Raw genomic sequence first — 13,122 nt, 5'->3', positions numbered from 1 at the left:
GCTTAGCCTTGACGCTGCTTGTGGCGGGGGTCAGTGCAAATCACACGAACTACTCGATTACGGCGAATAATCTTACAGTTACGGCAAATTTTCTTTACAGAAGGTTGTACACGCATTTTATTTCCTTTCTTAAATTACCTAGCTCGAAACACAATACGTGCCCGAGTCAAATCATAGGGTGTCAGCTCAACGGTAACCTTATCACCCGGGGAGATACGTATATAGTGCATACGCATCTTGCCGGAAATATGCCCTAAAACAACATGGTCATTTTCGAGCTTTACTTTAAAAGTTGCATTCGGCAAGGTTTCGAGAATCTCACCCTGCATTTGTATGGTATCTTCTTTAGCCATAATTTACTTACGGGATAATGATTTCATATCAGGTTGCTTAATCAAATACTCATATTGCTGAGTAACTCTATATGAAGTAATTTGCGTATGAAAATCCATGGTTACTACTACCAAGATTAACAATGAGGTGCCGCCCAAATAGAAAGGAATATTCAAAGCCGTGGTCAAAAATTCCGGAATCAAACAAATAATAGTTATGTATAAAGCACCAAACAGAGTCAAGCGCAAAACAACTTTTTCCAAATATCTGGAGGTTTGCTCCCCCGGTCTAATACCGGGAATAAATGCCCCGCTTTTCTTCAAATTCTCTGCCATCTCTTTCGGACTGAATACCAACGCCGTATAGAAATAACAAAAGAAAATAATGGTTGCCGCAAATAATAAAATATATACAGGTTGTCCATGTTGCAACATACCTGCTATTTTATGCAGCCAACTGTCTGTATTTGCAGAGCCGAACCAACTTAAAAGCGTTGAAGGAAACAGAATGATACTGGAAGCAAAAATAGGCGGAATCACACCGGCCATATTCAGCTTAAAGGGCATATGTGTATTTTGACCTTGCACAATCCTGCTGCCGAGCTGACGTTTGGCATAATGAACCGGTACTTTACGCTGGGCACTTTCAAAAAATACCACAATATAAATCAGCAGCAAGGCACCCACCACAATAGATACTGCCGTCAACATACTCATTGATCCCTGACTTGTAAGGGTAACAAGTTGCGCAGCTCCAGCCGGAATACCTGCCGCGATACCTGCCGTTATGATCAATGAAATGCCGTTACCTATCCCCCGTTCGGTCATTTGCTCACCCAACCACATCAAAAACATAGTGCCGGTTACCAAGCAAACAACAGTAGAGATAAAAAATTCCAGCTGTGAGACGACAACTACATTTTGCTGATATACAAATGTAGCCACACCAAAACTCTGCATGACTGCCAGAACCACAGTACCATAACGGGTATATTTGGTGATGATTTTACGCCCGGCCTCCCCTTCTTTTTTCAGAGCCTTCAGAGAAGGGAGTATTTCCGATGCCAATTGAACAATAATTGACGCCGAAATATACGGCATAATACCAATTGCAAAAATACTAAAGCGCTCAAGCGAACCTCCTGAGAACATATTCAACATACCCAGAATGCCGCTGCTTGCGCTTTCGTATAACTTAGCCAAAGCAGCTGCATCAACTCCTGGCACAGGAATATGTGCACCAATACGGAATACAATCAATGCGCCTAACAAGAACAATAGGCGCTTTTTCAAGTCACCGAATTTGGATAAATCTGATGATGAAAGTTGATTAGCCACTTAATAATCCAAGTCTTATTCTTCTACTTTACCGCCGGCAGCTTCAATAGCAGCTTGTGCGCCTTTAGTGGCTTTAATGCCTTTCAAAGTAATTGCCTTGTTAATAGAACCTGACGCAATAACTTTTACATTCAAAACATTAGCACCTACTAAACCCGCTTGCTTCAAAACCAACACATCGATTTCGCTCACAGCTACCAACTCCAACTCACTCAGTCGAACTTCAGCATTTGCAGCAGCAGTTAAAGATTTAAAACCACGCTTGGGCAAACGGCGCTGTAAGGGCATTTGACCACCCTCAAAGCCTACTTTATGAAAACCACCTGCGCGACTTTTTTGGCCTTTGTGGCCGCGACCACCGGTTTTGCCTAAACCACTACCAATACCGCGACCAACACGTCTTTTAACATGAGTCGAACCTTCGGCAGGTTGAATAGTATTTAAAAACATATCAAGACTCCACTTTCAACAGGTAGCTGATTTTGTTAATCATGCCACGATTCTCAGGAGTATCCAAAACCTCTACTGTATGCTCGCGGCGACGTAGACCCAAGCCACGTGCACAGGCTCGATGAGCCTCAATGGTACCAATCAAACTTTTAATCAAAGTTACTTTGATTTTCTTTTGTTCAGTCATGGTTAGCTCCTAAAATATCTTCAACAGTCAACCCGCGCTTTGCAGCGATATCCGCAGGAGTATATAACTTGGACAGACCATCCAATGTGGCTCGCACGATGTTGTAAGGATTAGTAGAGCCATGCACTTTTGCAGAAATATTATGGATACCCATAGCATCAAAAACCAAGCGCATCGGACCACCTGCTTTTACACCACTACCTTCTTTAGCAGGCTGCATAAATACACGGGTTGCACCATGCTTGCCAAGCACCTCATGGTGAATGGTGCCGTTTTTCAAAGGTACTTTAATCATTGAGCGGCGAGCTTGATCCATCGCCTTCTGCACAGCAACCGGAACCTCTTTGGATTTCCCCTTACCCATACCGATGCGACCATCACCATCGCCAACAACTGTCAGAGCAGAGAAAGCCATAATACGGCCACCCTTAACCACTTTTGTTACACGGTTAACGGCCACCATTTTTTCGATTAAACCGTCACCACGCTCTTCAATCTCATGTTTTGCCATCTGAAATCTCCAAATCTTTAGAAGCTTAAACCGTTTTCACGTGCTGCTTCTGCCAAAGCTTTCACACGACCATGATATTGAAAACCAGAACGATCGAAAGCAACTTTTTCAACACCTGCAGCTTTTGCTTTTTCAGCAATACGCTTACCAACAACTGCAGCCGCCTCAACATTACTGCCTGATTTCAAGCTATCGCGTACTTCAGCTTCCAAAGTAGAGGCTTGAGCCAAAACTTTATCACCCTCAGCACTAATAACTTGAGCATAAATATGACTGTTTGAACGGAATACGCACAATCTAACCATTTTTAAATCCGCAATACGAGCACGGGTTTTGCGCGCGCGACGGAGTCGGGTTACATGTTTATTCATTAGAAAAACCTCAATTATTTCTTCTTGGCTTCTTTCATCACTACCACTTCGCCGACATAACGTACACCTTTACCTTTATAAGGCTCGGGTGAGCGGTAAGCGCGGATTTCGGCAGCAACCTGACCAACAACCTGTTTATCGGCACCTGTCAAAATAATTTCTGTTTGACTCGGGGTTTGCACTGAAACACCTTCCGGCATTTCATGAACGATGGGATGAGAAAAGCCCAAAGAAAGATTCAATACTTTACCTTGAGCCTGAGCACGATAGCCCACACCAATCAGTTGCAATTTTTTCTCAAAGCCTTCAGAAACACCTTTAACCATATTATTGACTAAAGCACGTACAGTGCCAGACATTGCATTAGCCTGTTTGCTGTTGTCTTTAGCGGTAAAGGTCAACTGACCGTCATTCAATTCAATAGCCACATTATCAGTCAGGGGCAGAGACAACTCACCATTCTTTCCCTTGATAATAATAGCATCAGTTCCAAATTTCACTTCAACGCCAGCGGGAACGGTCACTGGATTTTTAGCTACGCGTGACATATTTATCCTCCACTAGGCAACAATGCATAACAACTCACCGCCAACACCTTCAGAACGGGCCTTACGGTCGGTCATTACACCTTTAGAAGTGCTAACGATTGCCACACCCAAACCATTCATCACACTCGGAATCTCGTTTGAGGCTTTGTAAATACGCAGACCAGGACGAGACACACGCTTAATTTGTTCAATAACGGGACGCCCGGCATAATATTTCAATTGGATTTCCAAAACAGGTTTTGCATCGGCAGAAACCGCGAAATCTTCAATATAACCTTCCTCTTTCAAAACCTTAGCGATAGCGCATTTCAATTTGGAAGAAGGCATAGCAACGGCAATCTTGTTTGCACGTTGCGCATTTCGGATACGAGTCAACATATCGGAAATAGGATCATGCATACTCATAATTACTACTCCTATTACCAGCTAGCTTTAACAACGCCCGGAATCTCGCCACGCATAGCAATTTCACGGATTTTAATACGACCCAAACCGAACTTACGGAAAGTGCCACGCGGACGGCCAGTCAAGGCACAACGACGACGCTGACGAACAGGTGCAGCATTGCGGGGAATCGCTTGAAGTTTCAGGCGAGCCTCAAAACGCTCTTCATCCGAAGCATTTGAATCATTAATAACAGCAAAAATAGCCTCTCGCTTAGCGGCATATTTTTTCGCCAGAGCAACGCGTTTCAATTCGCGGTTGATAAGTGCTTTTTTAGCCATGAATTATCCTTTGAACGGAAATTTAAACAGCGACAACAGAGCTTTTGCCTCTTCATCTGTTTTAGCAGTTGTAGTAATGGTAATGTTTAAACCACGCAAAGCATCAATTTTATCGTATTCGATTTCCGGAAAAATAATTTGCTCGCGGACACCCATATTATAGTTACCGCCACCATCAAAAGATTTACCGTTCATACCACGGAAGTCGCGCACTCGAGGCAAAGCGATAGTCACCAAACGATCCAAGAATTCAAACATTTGATCGCGACGCAAAGTCACCTTGCAACCCACGGGATAGTTGTCACGAATTTTGAAGCCGGCAATAGATTTGCGGGCAACGGTTACTACGGGCTTTTGACCGGCAATTTTCTCCAAATCAGCAACAGCATGCTCCATTACTTTTTTATCCGCAACAGCTTCGCCAACACCCATATTTAAAGTAATTTTTTCAATACGAGGCACCTCCATAATTGACTTATAGCCAAACTGCTTTATCAACTCAGGAACCACAGTGCTGTTATAAAACTCTCTCAAACGAGCCATGTTATCTCCTTATGCCCCAATGATAGAGCCATTAGATTTGAAAAAGCGGACACGTTTCACCTTGCCGTCGCTTTCAACCAATTTAATACCCACACGATCAGCCTTATTGGTTTCAGGATTGAGAATAGCAACGTTTGAAATAGCCAAAGGCATATTTTTAACAACAATCCCACCCTCAATACCACGCATCGGGTTCGGTTTTTGATGGCGCTTAGCCACATTAACGCCCTCCACCACCACTTTATCACCCAACACTTTAACAACTTGGCCTTGTTTGCCTTTATCCTTACCGGCAATTACGATTACTTTATCGCCTTTAATAATCTTGTTCATCGCTGCTATTCCTTATAAAACTTCAGGTGCCAATGAAACAATTTTCATAAAGCGCTCCGTACGCAGCTCGCGGGTCACCGGACCAAAAATACGCGTACCCAAAGGCTCAAGTTTATTGTTCAACAAAACAGCTGCGTTATTATCAAATTTAATCAGTGCACCATCAGGACGACGAACGCCTTTTGCAGTACGAACCACTACAGCGCTATATACATCACCTTTTTTCACACGGCCACGCGGAGCCGCATCTTTCACTGCAACTTTAATAATGTCGCCAACCGAAGCATAGCGACGCTTAGATCCGCCCAACACTTTGATACACATCACACGACGCGCACCAGAGTTATCAGCCACATCTAAGATGGTCTGCATTTGAATCATTTTTTTACCTTTAAAAAAACCAACTTAATTTACCTTTTTCAGACGACCCGATATGCTAAAATTTAAGCATTCTACAATCTGACACCTTCAAAAGGTTCTAGTAAACCAGTCTTGGATCCCGAAGGGAAGAAGCTTCCAGAGAGAAACTGAAAGATAAGAAACGAAGTTTACATACAAACCAACTTTGATGCAAGACTTCGTTTCTCTTTTTAAAACCGTACTGTCTTATTTTTTAAACAGCACGAGCTTTCTCTACCAGCTCTTTAACAACCCAAGACTTGGTTTTAGACAACGGGCGAGTTTCTTCAATCACAACCACATCACCAATGCCGTATTGATTTTGCTCGTCATGAGCATGAATTTTAGTCGAACGGCGGATAATTTTACCATACAGGGGATGTTTAACTTTTCGCTCCACCAGCACGGTAACGGTTTTATCCATTTTGTCGCTAACCACTTTGCCTTGCAAAGTACGAACATTTTTAGTTTCGCTCATTACTTAGCACCTTTTTCAGTTAAGATGGTTTTGATACGGGCAATATCGCGACGCACTCGTTTCAATTCGCTCGGTTTGCCTAATTGGCCGGTAGCATTTTGCATACGCAGGCCAAATTGGGTTTTCAGCAAATCAAGCAAATCCGCATTCAATTGCTCAACCGATTTGTCTTTCAATTCATTCGCTTTCATTATTGACCTACCTGTCTTACTACAAATACTGTCGGAATCGGCAGTTTGGCAGAAGCCAATTCAAATGCCTCGCGAGCCAAAGCTTCGGGCACACCGTCCATTTCATACAGCATTTTTCCGGGTTGGATTTCAGCTACATAGTATTCGGGAGAACCTTTACCGCCACCCATACGAACTTCTGCAGGTTTGGCAGTAATGGGTTTATCGGGAAATACACGAATCCAAATACGGCCACCACGTTTGATATGACGGGTCATAGTACGGCGGGCCGCCTCAATTTGACGCGCAGTCAAACGACCGCGGCCAACCGCTTTCAAACCGAACTCACCAAAACTCACTTTATTACCGCGGGTAGCGATACCGGTGTTGCGGCCTTTGTGCTGTTTACGGTATTTGAGTTTAGTTGGTTGCAGCATGACGACCTCCTGCTTTTCTTTGTCTCTTCTCTTGTTCGGGTTTCGCCTGAGCCGCTTTTTCGTTACCCTCGCCGGTATAAACCCAAACTTTTAAGCCCAAAACGCCATAAGTGGTATGCGCCTCACTGGTTGCATAATCAACATTGGCACGCAACGTATGCAGGGGAACGCGTCCTTCGCGATACCATTCGCTACGGGCAATATCCGCACCGTTCAGACGGCCTGAAGTCATGATTTTGATACCTTTGGCACCAACACGCATGGCATTTTGCATAGCGCGCTTCATGGCACGGCGGAACTGAACGCGTTTTTCAAGTTGTTGGGCAATGCCATCGGCGATAATTTGCGCATCCAATTCAGGCTTGCGAATTTCCTCAATATTGACATGAACCGGCACTCCCATCAGGTTTTGCAGATCGCGCTTTAACACCTCAATGTCTTCGCCTTTTTTACCGATTACCACACCAGGACGAGCGGAATAGATAGTAATGCGGGCTGATTTTGCCGGGCGCTCAATTACAACGCGGCCGACAGAAGCATTCGCCAAGCGTTTGCGCAAGTAATTGCGAACATCAATATCTTGCTTCAGAACGGTCGGGAAATCGCTGCTTTTTGCAAACCATTTGGAAGACCAGTCTTTAGTTACCGCCAAGCGAAAGCCGGTAGGATTAATCTTTTGTCCCATAGCTTTTCCTTAATTGCCTACTGTCACATTGATATGACAGGTTTGTTTTTCAATGCGGTTACCACGACCCTTGGCGCGCGCCTGAAAACGTTTCAGGCTCGACCCTTTGTCAACAAAAATGGTGACCACTTTCAGCTCGTCAATATCAGCACCTTCATTATGCTCCGCATTAGCAATAGCAGACTCCAGCACTTTTTTCACGAGCTCAGCACCTTTTTTCGGGCTAAATGCCAAGATATTCAAAGCTTGGGCAACGTCTTTGCCGCGAATCAGATCTGCTACCAAACGGGCTTTTTGCGCAGAAATACGGGCGTTTTTATGTTGTGCACTTACTCTCATGATTCACCTTATTTCTTTTTAGCCTTTTTATCGGCCAAGTGGCCTTTAAAGGTACGGGTCAATGAGAACTCGCCCAGTTTATGGCCGACCATATTGTCGCTGATAAATACCGGCACATGAGTACGGCCGTTGTGTACAGCGATGGTCAAACCGATAAAGTCGGGCAGAATGGTAGAACGACGCGACCAAGTCTTAATAGGACGTTTGTCGTTATTTGCACGAGCCGCATCTACTTTTTTCAGCAAATGCAGGTCTACATATGGGCCTTTTTTCAATGAACGAGCCATATCAATTAACCTTTATTTGAGTAACGGCGGCGAACAATCATATTGTCCGTGCGTTTGTTGTTACGAGTACGGTAGCCTTTAGAAGGCGTACCCCACGGGCTAACCGGCTCGCGCGCTTCACCGGTACGGCCTTCACCACCGCCGTGCGGGTGGTCAACCGGGTTCATTACCACACCGCGCACAGTCGGGCGGATACCGCGCCAGCGATTAGCACCGGCTTTACCGATTTTCTTCAGGCTTTGTTCTTCATTACCCACTTCACCGATGGTAGCGCGGCAATCAACATGGATTTTACGCACTTCGCCAGAACGCAGACGAACTTGGGCGTAAATACCTTCTTTAGCCAGCAATACCGCAGAAGCACCGGCAGAACGTGCAATTTGCGCACCTTTGCCCGGTTTCATCTCGATACAGTGAATGGTTGTACCCACGGGAATATTGCGGATAGGCAGGGTGTTGCCCACTTTAATCGCAGACTCGGCACCTGAAACCAATACCGCACCCGCTTTAATACCGCGCGGGGCTATAATGTAACGGCGTTCGCCGTCTGCATAGCACAACAGGGCGATGTGGGCGGTACGGTTCGGATCGTATTCGATACGTTCCACTTTCGCAGGGATACCGTCTTTATTGCGCTTGAAGTCCACTACACGGTAGTGGTGCTTATGACCGCCGCCTTTGTGGCGGGTGGTGATATGGCCGTTATTGTTGCGGCCGGCGGTAGAGTTTTTCTTCTCAACCAAGGCGGCATACGGCGCACCTTTATACAAACCTTCTGTGGTTACGCGAACCATGCCGCGACGGCCAGCAGAGGTAGGCTTCATTTTTACAATAGCCATGTTACTTATTCCTTATCTGCAGTTGCCGCAGCAGCTTCCAAGTCCAACTCCTGACCGGCAGCCAAACTAACATAAGCTTTTTTCACATCGCTGCGACGGCCGATGGTGCGGCCAAAACGTTTGGTTTTACCTTTAGTGGTGGTGGTGGTTACAGAAGCCACTTCCACACCAAACAGCAACTCGACGGCAGCTTTGATTTCCTGCTTAGTTGCATTCGGCAATACTTTGAAAGTCATCTGATTGCGTTTTTCGGCCAACAAATTGCTTTTTTCGGAAACAACAGGCGCCAAAATCACTTGAGTCAAACGTTGCTGATTCATACCCATTGCTCCTCTAACTGTGCAACCGCATCTTTGGTCATCACGACTTTTTTGTAACGCAGCAAGCTGTAGGGATCAATTTGCTGGGCTTCCAAAACCAGTACGTTAGGCAAATTGCGCGAAGCCAGATAAACATTTTCATCCAACTGTTTGGTAACAAACAAAACCTGTTCCAAGCCCAGATTTTTCACCTGTTCTGCAAACACTTTGGTTTTCGGCGTTTCGGCAGTTAACGCATCAATAGCAAAAAGACGCTCGTCGCGGGCCAATTGCGACAGAATAGTCGCCATACCGGCACGGTACATTTTGCGGTTAACTTTTTGGGTGAAGTTTTCGTCGGGCTTGTTCGGGAACGCACGACCACCTTTACGCCACAACGGAGAAGAGGTCATACCAGAACGCGCACGGCCGGTACCTTTCTGACGCCACGGTTTTTTAGTGGAGTGATTCACTTCCGCACGGGTTTTCTGGGCACGGTTGCCTAAACGGGCATTTGCCAAGAAAGCAGTAACCAGCTGATGAACCAACGCTTCATTGTATTCACGGGCAAACAAAGCATCAGAAACAGCCAAGCTGCCTGAAACCTGCCCTTTAGCATCAATTACTTTTAATTCCATTACGCACCTACTTTCACGCTGGGACGTACCACAACATCACTGTTTACCGCACCGGGAACAGCACCCTTAACCAGCAGCAGCTGGCGCTCGGCATCTACGCGCACAACTTCCAGATTTTGAACGGTTGCCTTGGTGTTGCCGTATTGGCCGGCCATACGCTTACCCGGGAATACACGACCGGGATCTTGCGCCATACCGATAGAACCGGGAACGCGGTGTGAACGTGAGTTACCGTGGGAGGTACGTTGCGCGCCGAAGTTGTGGCGCTTGATGGTGCCTGAGAAACCTTTACCTTTGGAGGTACCGGTTACATCGACCAATTGGCCGGCTTCAAACATGGCAACGGTAATTTCGTCGCCCGCTTTCAGCTCATCCAATTTTTCCGCAGAAACAGCAAACTCAACCAATCCGCGACCCGCCTCCACACCTGCTTTGGCAAAGTGGCCGGCTTCGGCTTTGTTGATACGGTTTGCCTTTTTCTGACCGAAGGTAACCTGAACGGCAGTATAACCATCGGCATCTTCGGATTTCACTTGAGTGACGCGGTTGGCAGACATATCCAACACGGTTACCGGAACAGAAGCACCCTGTTCGTTAAACACGCGGGTCATGCCCACTTTGCGCCCAACCAGACCTAAAGTCATGATTATTTTCCTTTTTAATTAAAGGGGCCGATTACGATTGATCGGCCATTGCACAAAAAACATACTTAGCACAATGCTAAGCAGCGCACTATAACACAGTCCGGAAACACCTTACAAGAAAAACTTTGTTTTCAAAGCCGAATTTCGGGCTTGATTTATTCGCCCAGAGGCCGTCTGAAAAATGGGGCTCATGCAAACCGGATTTTTCAGACGGCCTCCAAACTTGATATAAATTCTGACGGGCTTTTATCTGCCGATACGGGTATGCGAGGTTTCCACACCGCCTTTGATTTCGCCGTAAATTTCGCTCCGGCCGCCGGTGCCGGACTGCGCGCAGGCTGCCAGCAATAAAACGGCAAGGGCGGAACACAGGGTTTTCATGGTATTTCCTTTATATTATGAAGTTCGGCCAATCCCACCATAGCACAGAACTCAGCCGTTGATTTTACAAGAAAAGTGGAACGCATCGATTTCAAAACCGTTTTCAAAATACAGACGGTGCGCCGGTGTGCGCTCGCTGCCCACATCAGACCAAACCTGGATTTTATCCATACCTTCTTCCGCTGCGATACGGCGCACTTCGGCCAGCAGGCGGGCGGCATAGCCTTTACTGCGGCCGTGGGGAATGGTTACGATGTCATCGATATGGATGTGGCGGCCGCCGGCAAGGTTGGTTTGCTCGCGGAAACCGCAAACAGCCACTGCATTGGCCTTGCCTTCTTCAAAAATACCGAACAGGCGGTAGCCTTGCGGCCGCTGTTGCGTGTTAACCTGCTCCACGAAGCGGGCTACATCGGTGATGCCCGAGCGCAATATGCTCAAGGCGGCAAAAGCAACCGCGGTGTCTTCGGCACCGATTTCGCGCAGCACGCTCTCCACCGGCGCAGCCTCAACCGCCGAGGCCTGCTGTTCGGTCGCCTGTTTTTCTTGGATAGCCTGCGACAGCAACACGCGCTCTTGCACTGCACCGACTTCTTCTTGTACCTGCTCGTCTATCAAGGCTTTGCAGTCCATCACGCGCAAATCGTTGTCGGCGGCAAAGTCCATCAGAAAACGAAACATCGGCGGGTTGATTTCTTCCAGTTTTTTATCCACCGCCACGCAGCGGACTTTATCAACCAGAATCGGGCGCACCCATTCGTGGTAAGACAAACGGTTGCCTTTATCAAACGACGACAAAATGCCGCACAAACGCTCCGCCCAGTCACTGGGACGGAAAACCTTGCCGTTACCGGTGGTGCCGTGAATCACGATTTCATTGGGATTGCAAACTAACATGAACGGTTCTCCGAAGAGTGGTTATCGGACGGAAATACGAATTATACCCGACAGCGGTGCCGCTCTAAAAGTTTAAGGGCCGCAAGCACCTCTCCTGTTGCGGCATTTTAAAAACTTGGGACAATGAAAATCAAATACTGGTTGGTTTGAAATCCGGATTCTGCCTGCATTTTTTAGAGGATATTTTCAGACAGCCTGCCGTTTTGCCAGCCGGCACCAGCCGATATAGGCCAGCAAAACCACATTCATTATCAGTGCATAAATCACCGCCGGCAGCGCAAACGCCTCGTTGTTCAACACAAACGGACTACCCGCCACCGCAATCGCCTGTGCCGAATTCTGCATTCCCACCTCGATCACAACCGTACGCCGCTGTCTGCCCGGCAGCCCGAACACCGCCGCCAGCAGCGCCCCCAAAGCCATCGCCGCCAAAATCAGCGCCGACACCATCCACACCAGCGACATAAAATGCTGCACGATAATCTGCCGGTTGGCCGCAAAAAACACCACCACCAACACCACCAGCGCCGGAAACGCCGCCTTATCCAACCCCTTTTTCACCTTTTGCGCCCCATCGGACCAAAAACGGCGCACCGCCATGCCCAGCAACACTGGCAGCAGCACCAACACCACATTCTGCACCAGCAGCTGCCCCACCGGCAGCTTCACCGCCCCCGCGCCGCCCAAACCCGCCGCATCAAACGCATACAGCAGTACCGGCGGAATGGTAAACACCGTAATGATGCTGCTCAACACCGTAAGCGTTACCGACAACGGCACATCACCTTTGGCAACCGAAGTAAAAATATTCGACGACGTGCCGCCCGGCGAACAGGCAATCAGCATCAGCCCCACCAACAAATAAGGCTCCGGCCCGAACAAGCCAACCAACCCCGCCGCCAGCAGCGGCAGCAGCACAACCTGCGCCGCCGTGCCCACCAACACCGCCTTCGGCTGCCGCAGCAAAACGGCAAAATCAGCCGGCTTAAACGACAAGCCCAAACCGAACATCAACAGCAGCAAAATCGGGAGAACGATAAAAATAGGGTTCATAACATTCCGTTTAAATTAAAAGCACAGCTTTTCAGGCCGTGCAGCTTGCAGAGTGGCAATTGTAACATTGCCCGAAACCGCAAAACGGCTGCGACCTTAAGCTATGAAACCTCTATAAAAATGCTATCCGAAATATTTTCAGAGACCTTTGCAAAAATACCTTAAGGCCGTCTGAAAAATGGCTTTCAGACGGCCTGAGACCTTTGCAAAAATCCCAAAACTCCTCTAAATTCCCCCT

Annotated in this window: 26 protein-coding genes; all 26 read right to left on the bottom strand. The window is 47.2% G+C overall.

Annotated features, from left to right (window positions below; translation table 11 throughout):
* Positions 1–2: 2 nt before the first annotated feature.
* Positions 3–116 (bottom strand): 50S ribosomal protein L36, encoded by a 114-nt coding sequence (rpmJ, locus tag Q3970_RS06695; protein ID WP_003697674.1) that lies wholly within the window; start codon positions 114–116, stop codon positions 3–5.
* Positions 117–134: 18 nt separating this feature from the next.
* On the bottom strand, positions 135–353 hold the full coding sequence (gene infA, locus Q3970_RS06690) for a translation initiation factor IF-1 (RefSeq protein WP_003684714.1): 219 nt from the start codon (positions 351–353) through the stop codon (positions 135–137).
* Positions 354–356: 3 nt separating this feature from the next.
* Positions 357–1,670 (bottom strand): preprotein translocase subunit SecY, encoded by a 1,314-nt coding sequence (secY, locus tag Q3970_RS06685; protein WP_303099810.1) that lies wholly within the window; start codon positions 1,668–1,670, stop codon positions 357–359.
* Between the two features lie 15 nt (positions 1,671–1,685).
* Positions 1,686–2,120, bottom strand: coding sequence for a 50S ribosomal protein L15 (rplO, locus tag Q3970_RS06680; protein ID WP_303099809.1), 435 nt, complete (start codon positions 2,118–2,120; stop codon positions 1,686–1,688).
* A gap of 1 nt (position 2,121) precedes the next feature.
* On the bottom strand, positions 2,122–2,307 hold the full coding sequence (gene rpmD, locus Q3970_RS06675; protein WP_085365366.1) for a 50S ribosomal protein L30: 186 nt from the start codon (positions 2,305–2,307) through the stop codon (positions 2,122–2,124).
* Positions 2,300–2,818, bottom strand: a complete 519-nt coding sequence (gene rpsE, locus Q3970_RS06670; RefSeq protein WP_303099808.1) for a 30S ribosomal protein S5 — start codon at positions 2,816–2,818, stop codon at positions 2,300–2,302. Before rpsE ends, rpmD begins: the two co-directional genes overlap by 8 nt.
* 17 nt (positions 2,819–2,835) lie before the next feature.
* The gene (gene rplR, locus Q3970_RS06665; protein WP_085365364.1) at positions 2,836–3,189 is read right to left on the bottom strand and encodes a 50S ribosomal protein L18; all 354 of its coding nucleotides are present in this window, start codon (positions 3,187–3,189) and stop codon (positions 2,836–2,838) included.
* A gap of 14 nt (positions 3,190–3,203) precedes the next feature.
* Complete coding sequence (gene rplF / locus Q3970_RS06660; protein ID WP_303099807.1) at positions 3,204–3,737, bottom strand: 50S ribosomal protein L6; 534 nt, start codon at positions 3,735–3,737, stop codon at positions 3,204–3,206.
* Between the two features lie 12 nt (positions 3,738–3,749).
* Entirely contained in the window at positions 3,750–4,142 is a 393-nt protein-coding gene (gene rpsH, locus Q3970_RS06655) for a 30S ribosomal protein S8 (RefSeq protein ID WP_257066468.1), read from the bottom strand.
* Between the two features lie 14 nt (positions 4,143–4,156).
* Positions 4,157–4,462, bottom strand: coding sequence for a 30S ribosomal protein S14 (gene rpsN, locus Q3970_RS06650; protein WP_085365361.1), 306 nt, complete (start codon positions 4,460–4,462; stop codon positions 4,157–4,159).
* 3 nt (positions 4,463–4,465) lie between these two features.
* Entirely contained in the window at positions 4,466–5,005 is a 540-nt protein-coding gene (gene rplE / locus Q3970_RS06645; RefSeq protein ID WP_303099806.1) for a 50S ribosomal protein L5, read from the bottom strand.
* A gap of 9 nt (positions 5,006–5,014) precedes the next feature.
* On the bottom strand, positions 5,015–5,338 hold the full coding sequence (rplX, locus tag Q3970_RS06640; RefSeq protein ID WP_303099805.1) for a 50S ribosomal protein L24: 324 nt from the start codon (positions 5,336–5,338) through the stop codon (positions 5,015–5,017).
* Between the two features lie 12 nt (positions 5,339–5,350).
* A complete protein-coding gene (gene rplN, locus Q3970_RS06635) occupies positions 5,351–5,719 on the bottom strand; it encodes a 50S ribosomal protein L14 (RefSeq protein ID WP_004282471.1) in 369 nt (122 codons plus the stop codon).
* A gap of 232 nt (positions 5,720–5,951) precedes the next feature.
* Entirely contained in the window at positions 5,952–6,215 is a 264-nt protein-coding gene (rpsQ, locus tag Q3970_RS06630) for a 30S ribosomal protein S17 (RefSeq protein WP_085365358.1), read from the bottom strand.
* Entirely contained in the window at positions 6,215–6,406 is a 192-nt protein-coding gene (rpmC, locus tag Q3970_RS06625) for a 50S ribosomal protein L29 (protein WP_085365357.1), read from the bottom strand. Before rpmC ends, rpsQ begins: the two co-directional genes overlap by 1 nt.
* On the bottom strand, positions 6,406–6,822 hold the full coding sequence (rplP, locus tag Q3970_RS06620) for a 50S ribosomal protein L16 (protein WP_303099804.1): 417 nt from the start codon (positions 6,820–6,822) through the stop codon (positions 6,406–6,408). Before rplP ends, rpmC begins: the two co-directional genes overlap by 1 nt.
* Positions 6,806–7,507 carry a 30S ribosomal protein S3 gene (gene rpsC, locus Q3970_RS06615; RefSeq protein ID WP_303099803.1) on the bottom strand — a complete coding sequence of 234 codons (702 nt, stop codon included), beginning with the start codon at positions 7,505–7,507 and terminating at the stop codon, positions 6,806–6,808. Before rpsC ends, rplP begins: the two co-directional genes overlap by 17 nt.
* Positions 7,508–7,516: 9 nt before the next feature.
* Entirely contained in the window at positions 7,517–7,846 is a 330-nt protein-coding gene (gene rplV, locus Q3970_RS06610) for a 50S ribosomal protein L22 (protein ID WP_303099802.1), read from the bottom strand.
* Positions 7,847–7,854: 8 nt separating this feature from the next.
* Positions 7,855–8,133, bottom strand: coding sequence for a 30S ribosomal protein S19 (rpsS, locus tag Q3970_RS06605; RefSeq protein WP_009119027.1), 279 nt, complete (start codon positions 8,131–8,133; stop codon positions 7,855–7,857).
* A 5-nt stretch (positions 8,134–8,138) separates the two neighbouring features.
* Positions 8,139–8,972, bottom strand: a complete 834-nt coding sequence (gene rplB / locus Q3970_RS06600; RefSeq protein ID WP_085365354.1) for a 50S ribosomal protein L2 — start codon at positions 8,970–8,972, stop codon at positions 8,139–8,141.
* A 5-nt stretch (positions 8,973–8,977) separates the two neighbouring features.
* Entirely contained in the window at positions 8,978–9,292 is a 315-nt protein-coding gene (rplW, locus tag Q3970_RS06595; RefSeq protein WP_174222532.1) for a 50S ribosomal protein L23, read from the bottom strand.
* A complete protein-coding gene (gene rplD / locus Q3970_RS06590; protein WP_303099801.1) occupies positions 9,289–9,909 on the bottom strand; it encodes a 50S ribosomal protein L4 in 621 nt (206 codons plus the stop codon). Before rplD ends, rplW begins: the two co-directional genes overlap by 4 nt.
* A complete protein-coding gene (gene rplC, locus Q3970_RS06585) occupies positions 9,909–10,553 on the bottom strand; it encodes a 50S ribosomal protein L3 (RefSeq protein ID WP_303099800.1) in 645 nt (214 codons plus the stop codon). The genes rplD and rplC overlap by 1 nt, the downstream gene beginning before the upstream one ends.
* Positions 10,554–10,799: 246 nt before the next feature.
* Positions 10,800–10,934 carry a hypothetical protein gene (locus tag Q3970_RS06580; protein ID WP_303099799.1) on the bottom strand — a complete coding sequence of 45 codons (135 nt, stop codon included), beginning with the start codon at positions 10,932–10,934 and terminating at the stop codon, positions 10,800–10,802.
* 51 nt (positions 10,935–10,985) lie between these two features.
* Positions 10,986–11,831 (bottom strand): GNAT family N-acetyltransferase, encoded by an 846-nt coding sequence (locus tag Q3970_RS06575; RefSeq protein ID WP_303099798.1) that lies wholly within the window; start codon positions 11,829–11,831, stop codon positions 10,986–10,988.
* Positions 11,832–12,017: 186 nt separating this feature from the next.
* On the bottom strand, positions 12,018–12,884 hold the full coding sequence (locus Q3970_RS06570) for a bile acid:sodium symporter family protein (protein ID WP_303099797.1): 867 nt from the start codon (positions 12,882–12,884) through the stop codon (positions 12,018–12,020).
* Positions 12,885–13,122: the final 238 nt, after the last annotated feature.

It is taken from the genome of Neisseria sp., from assembly GCF_030530745.1.
Taxonomy (GTDB): domain Bacteria; phylum Pseudomonadota; class Gammaproteobacteria; order Burkholderiales; family Neisseriaceae; genus Neisseria.
This window is presented reverse-complemented; position numbering and strand designations above follow the sequence as displayed.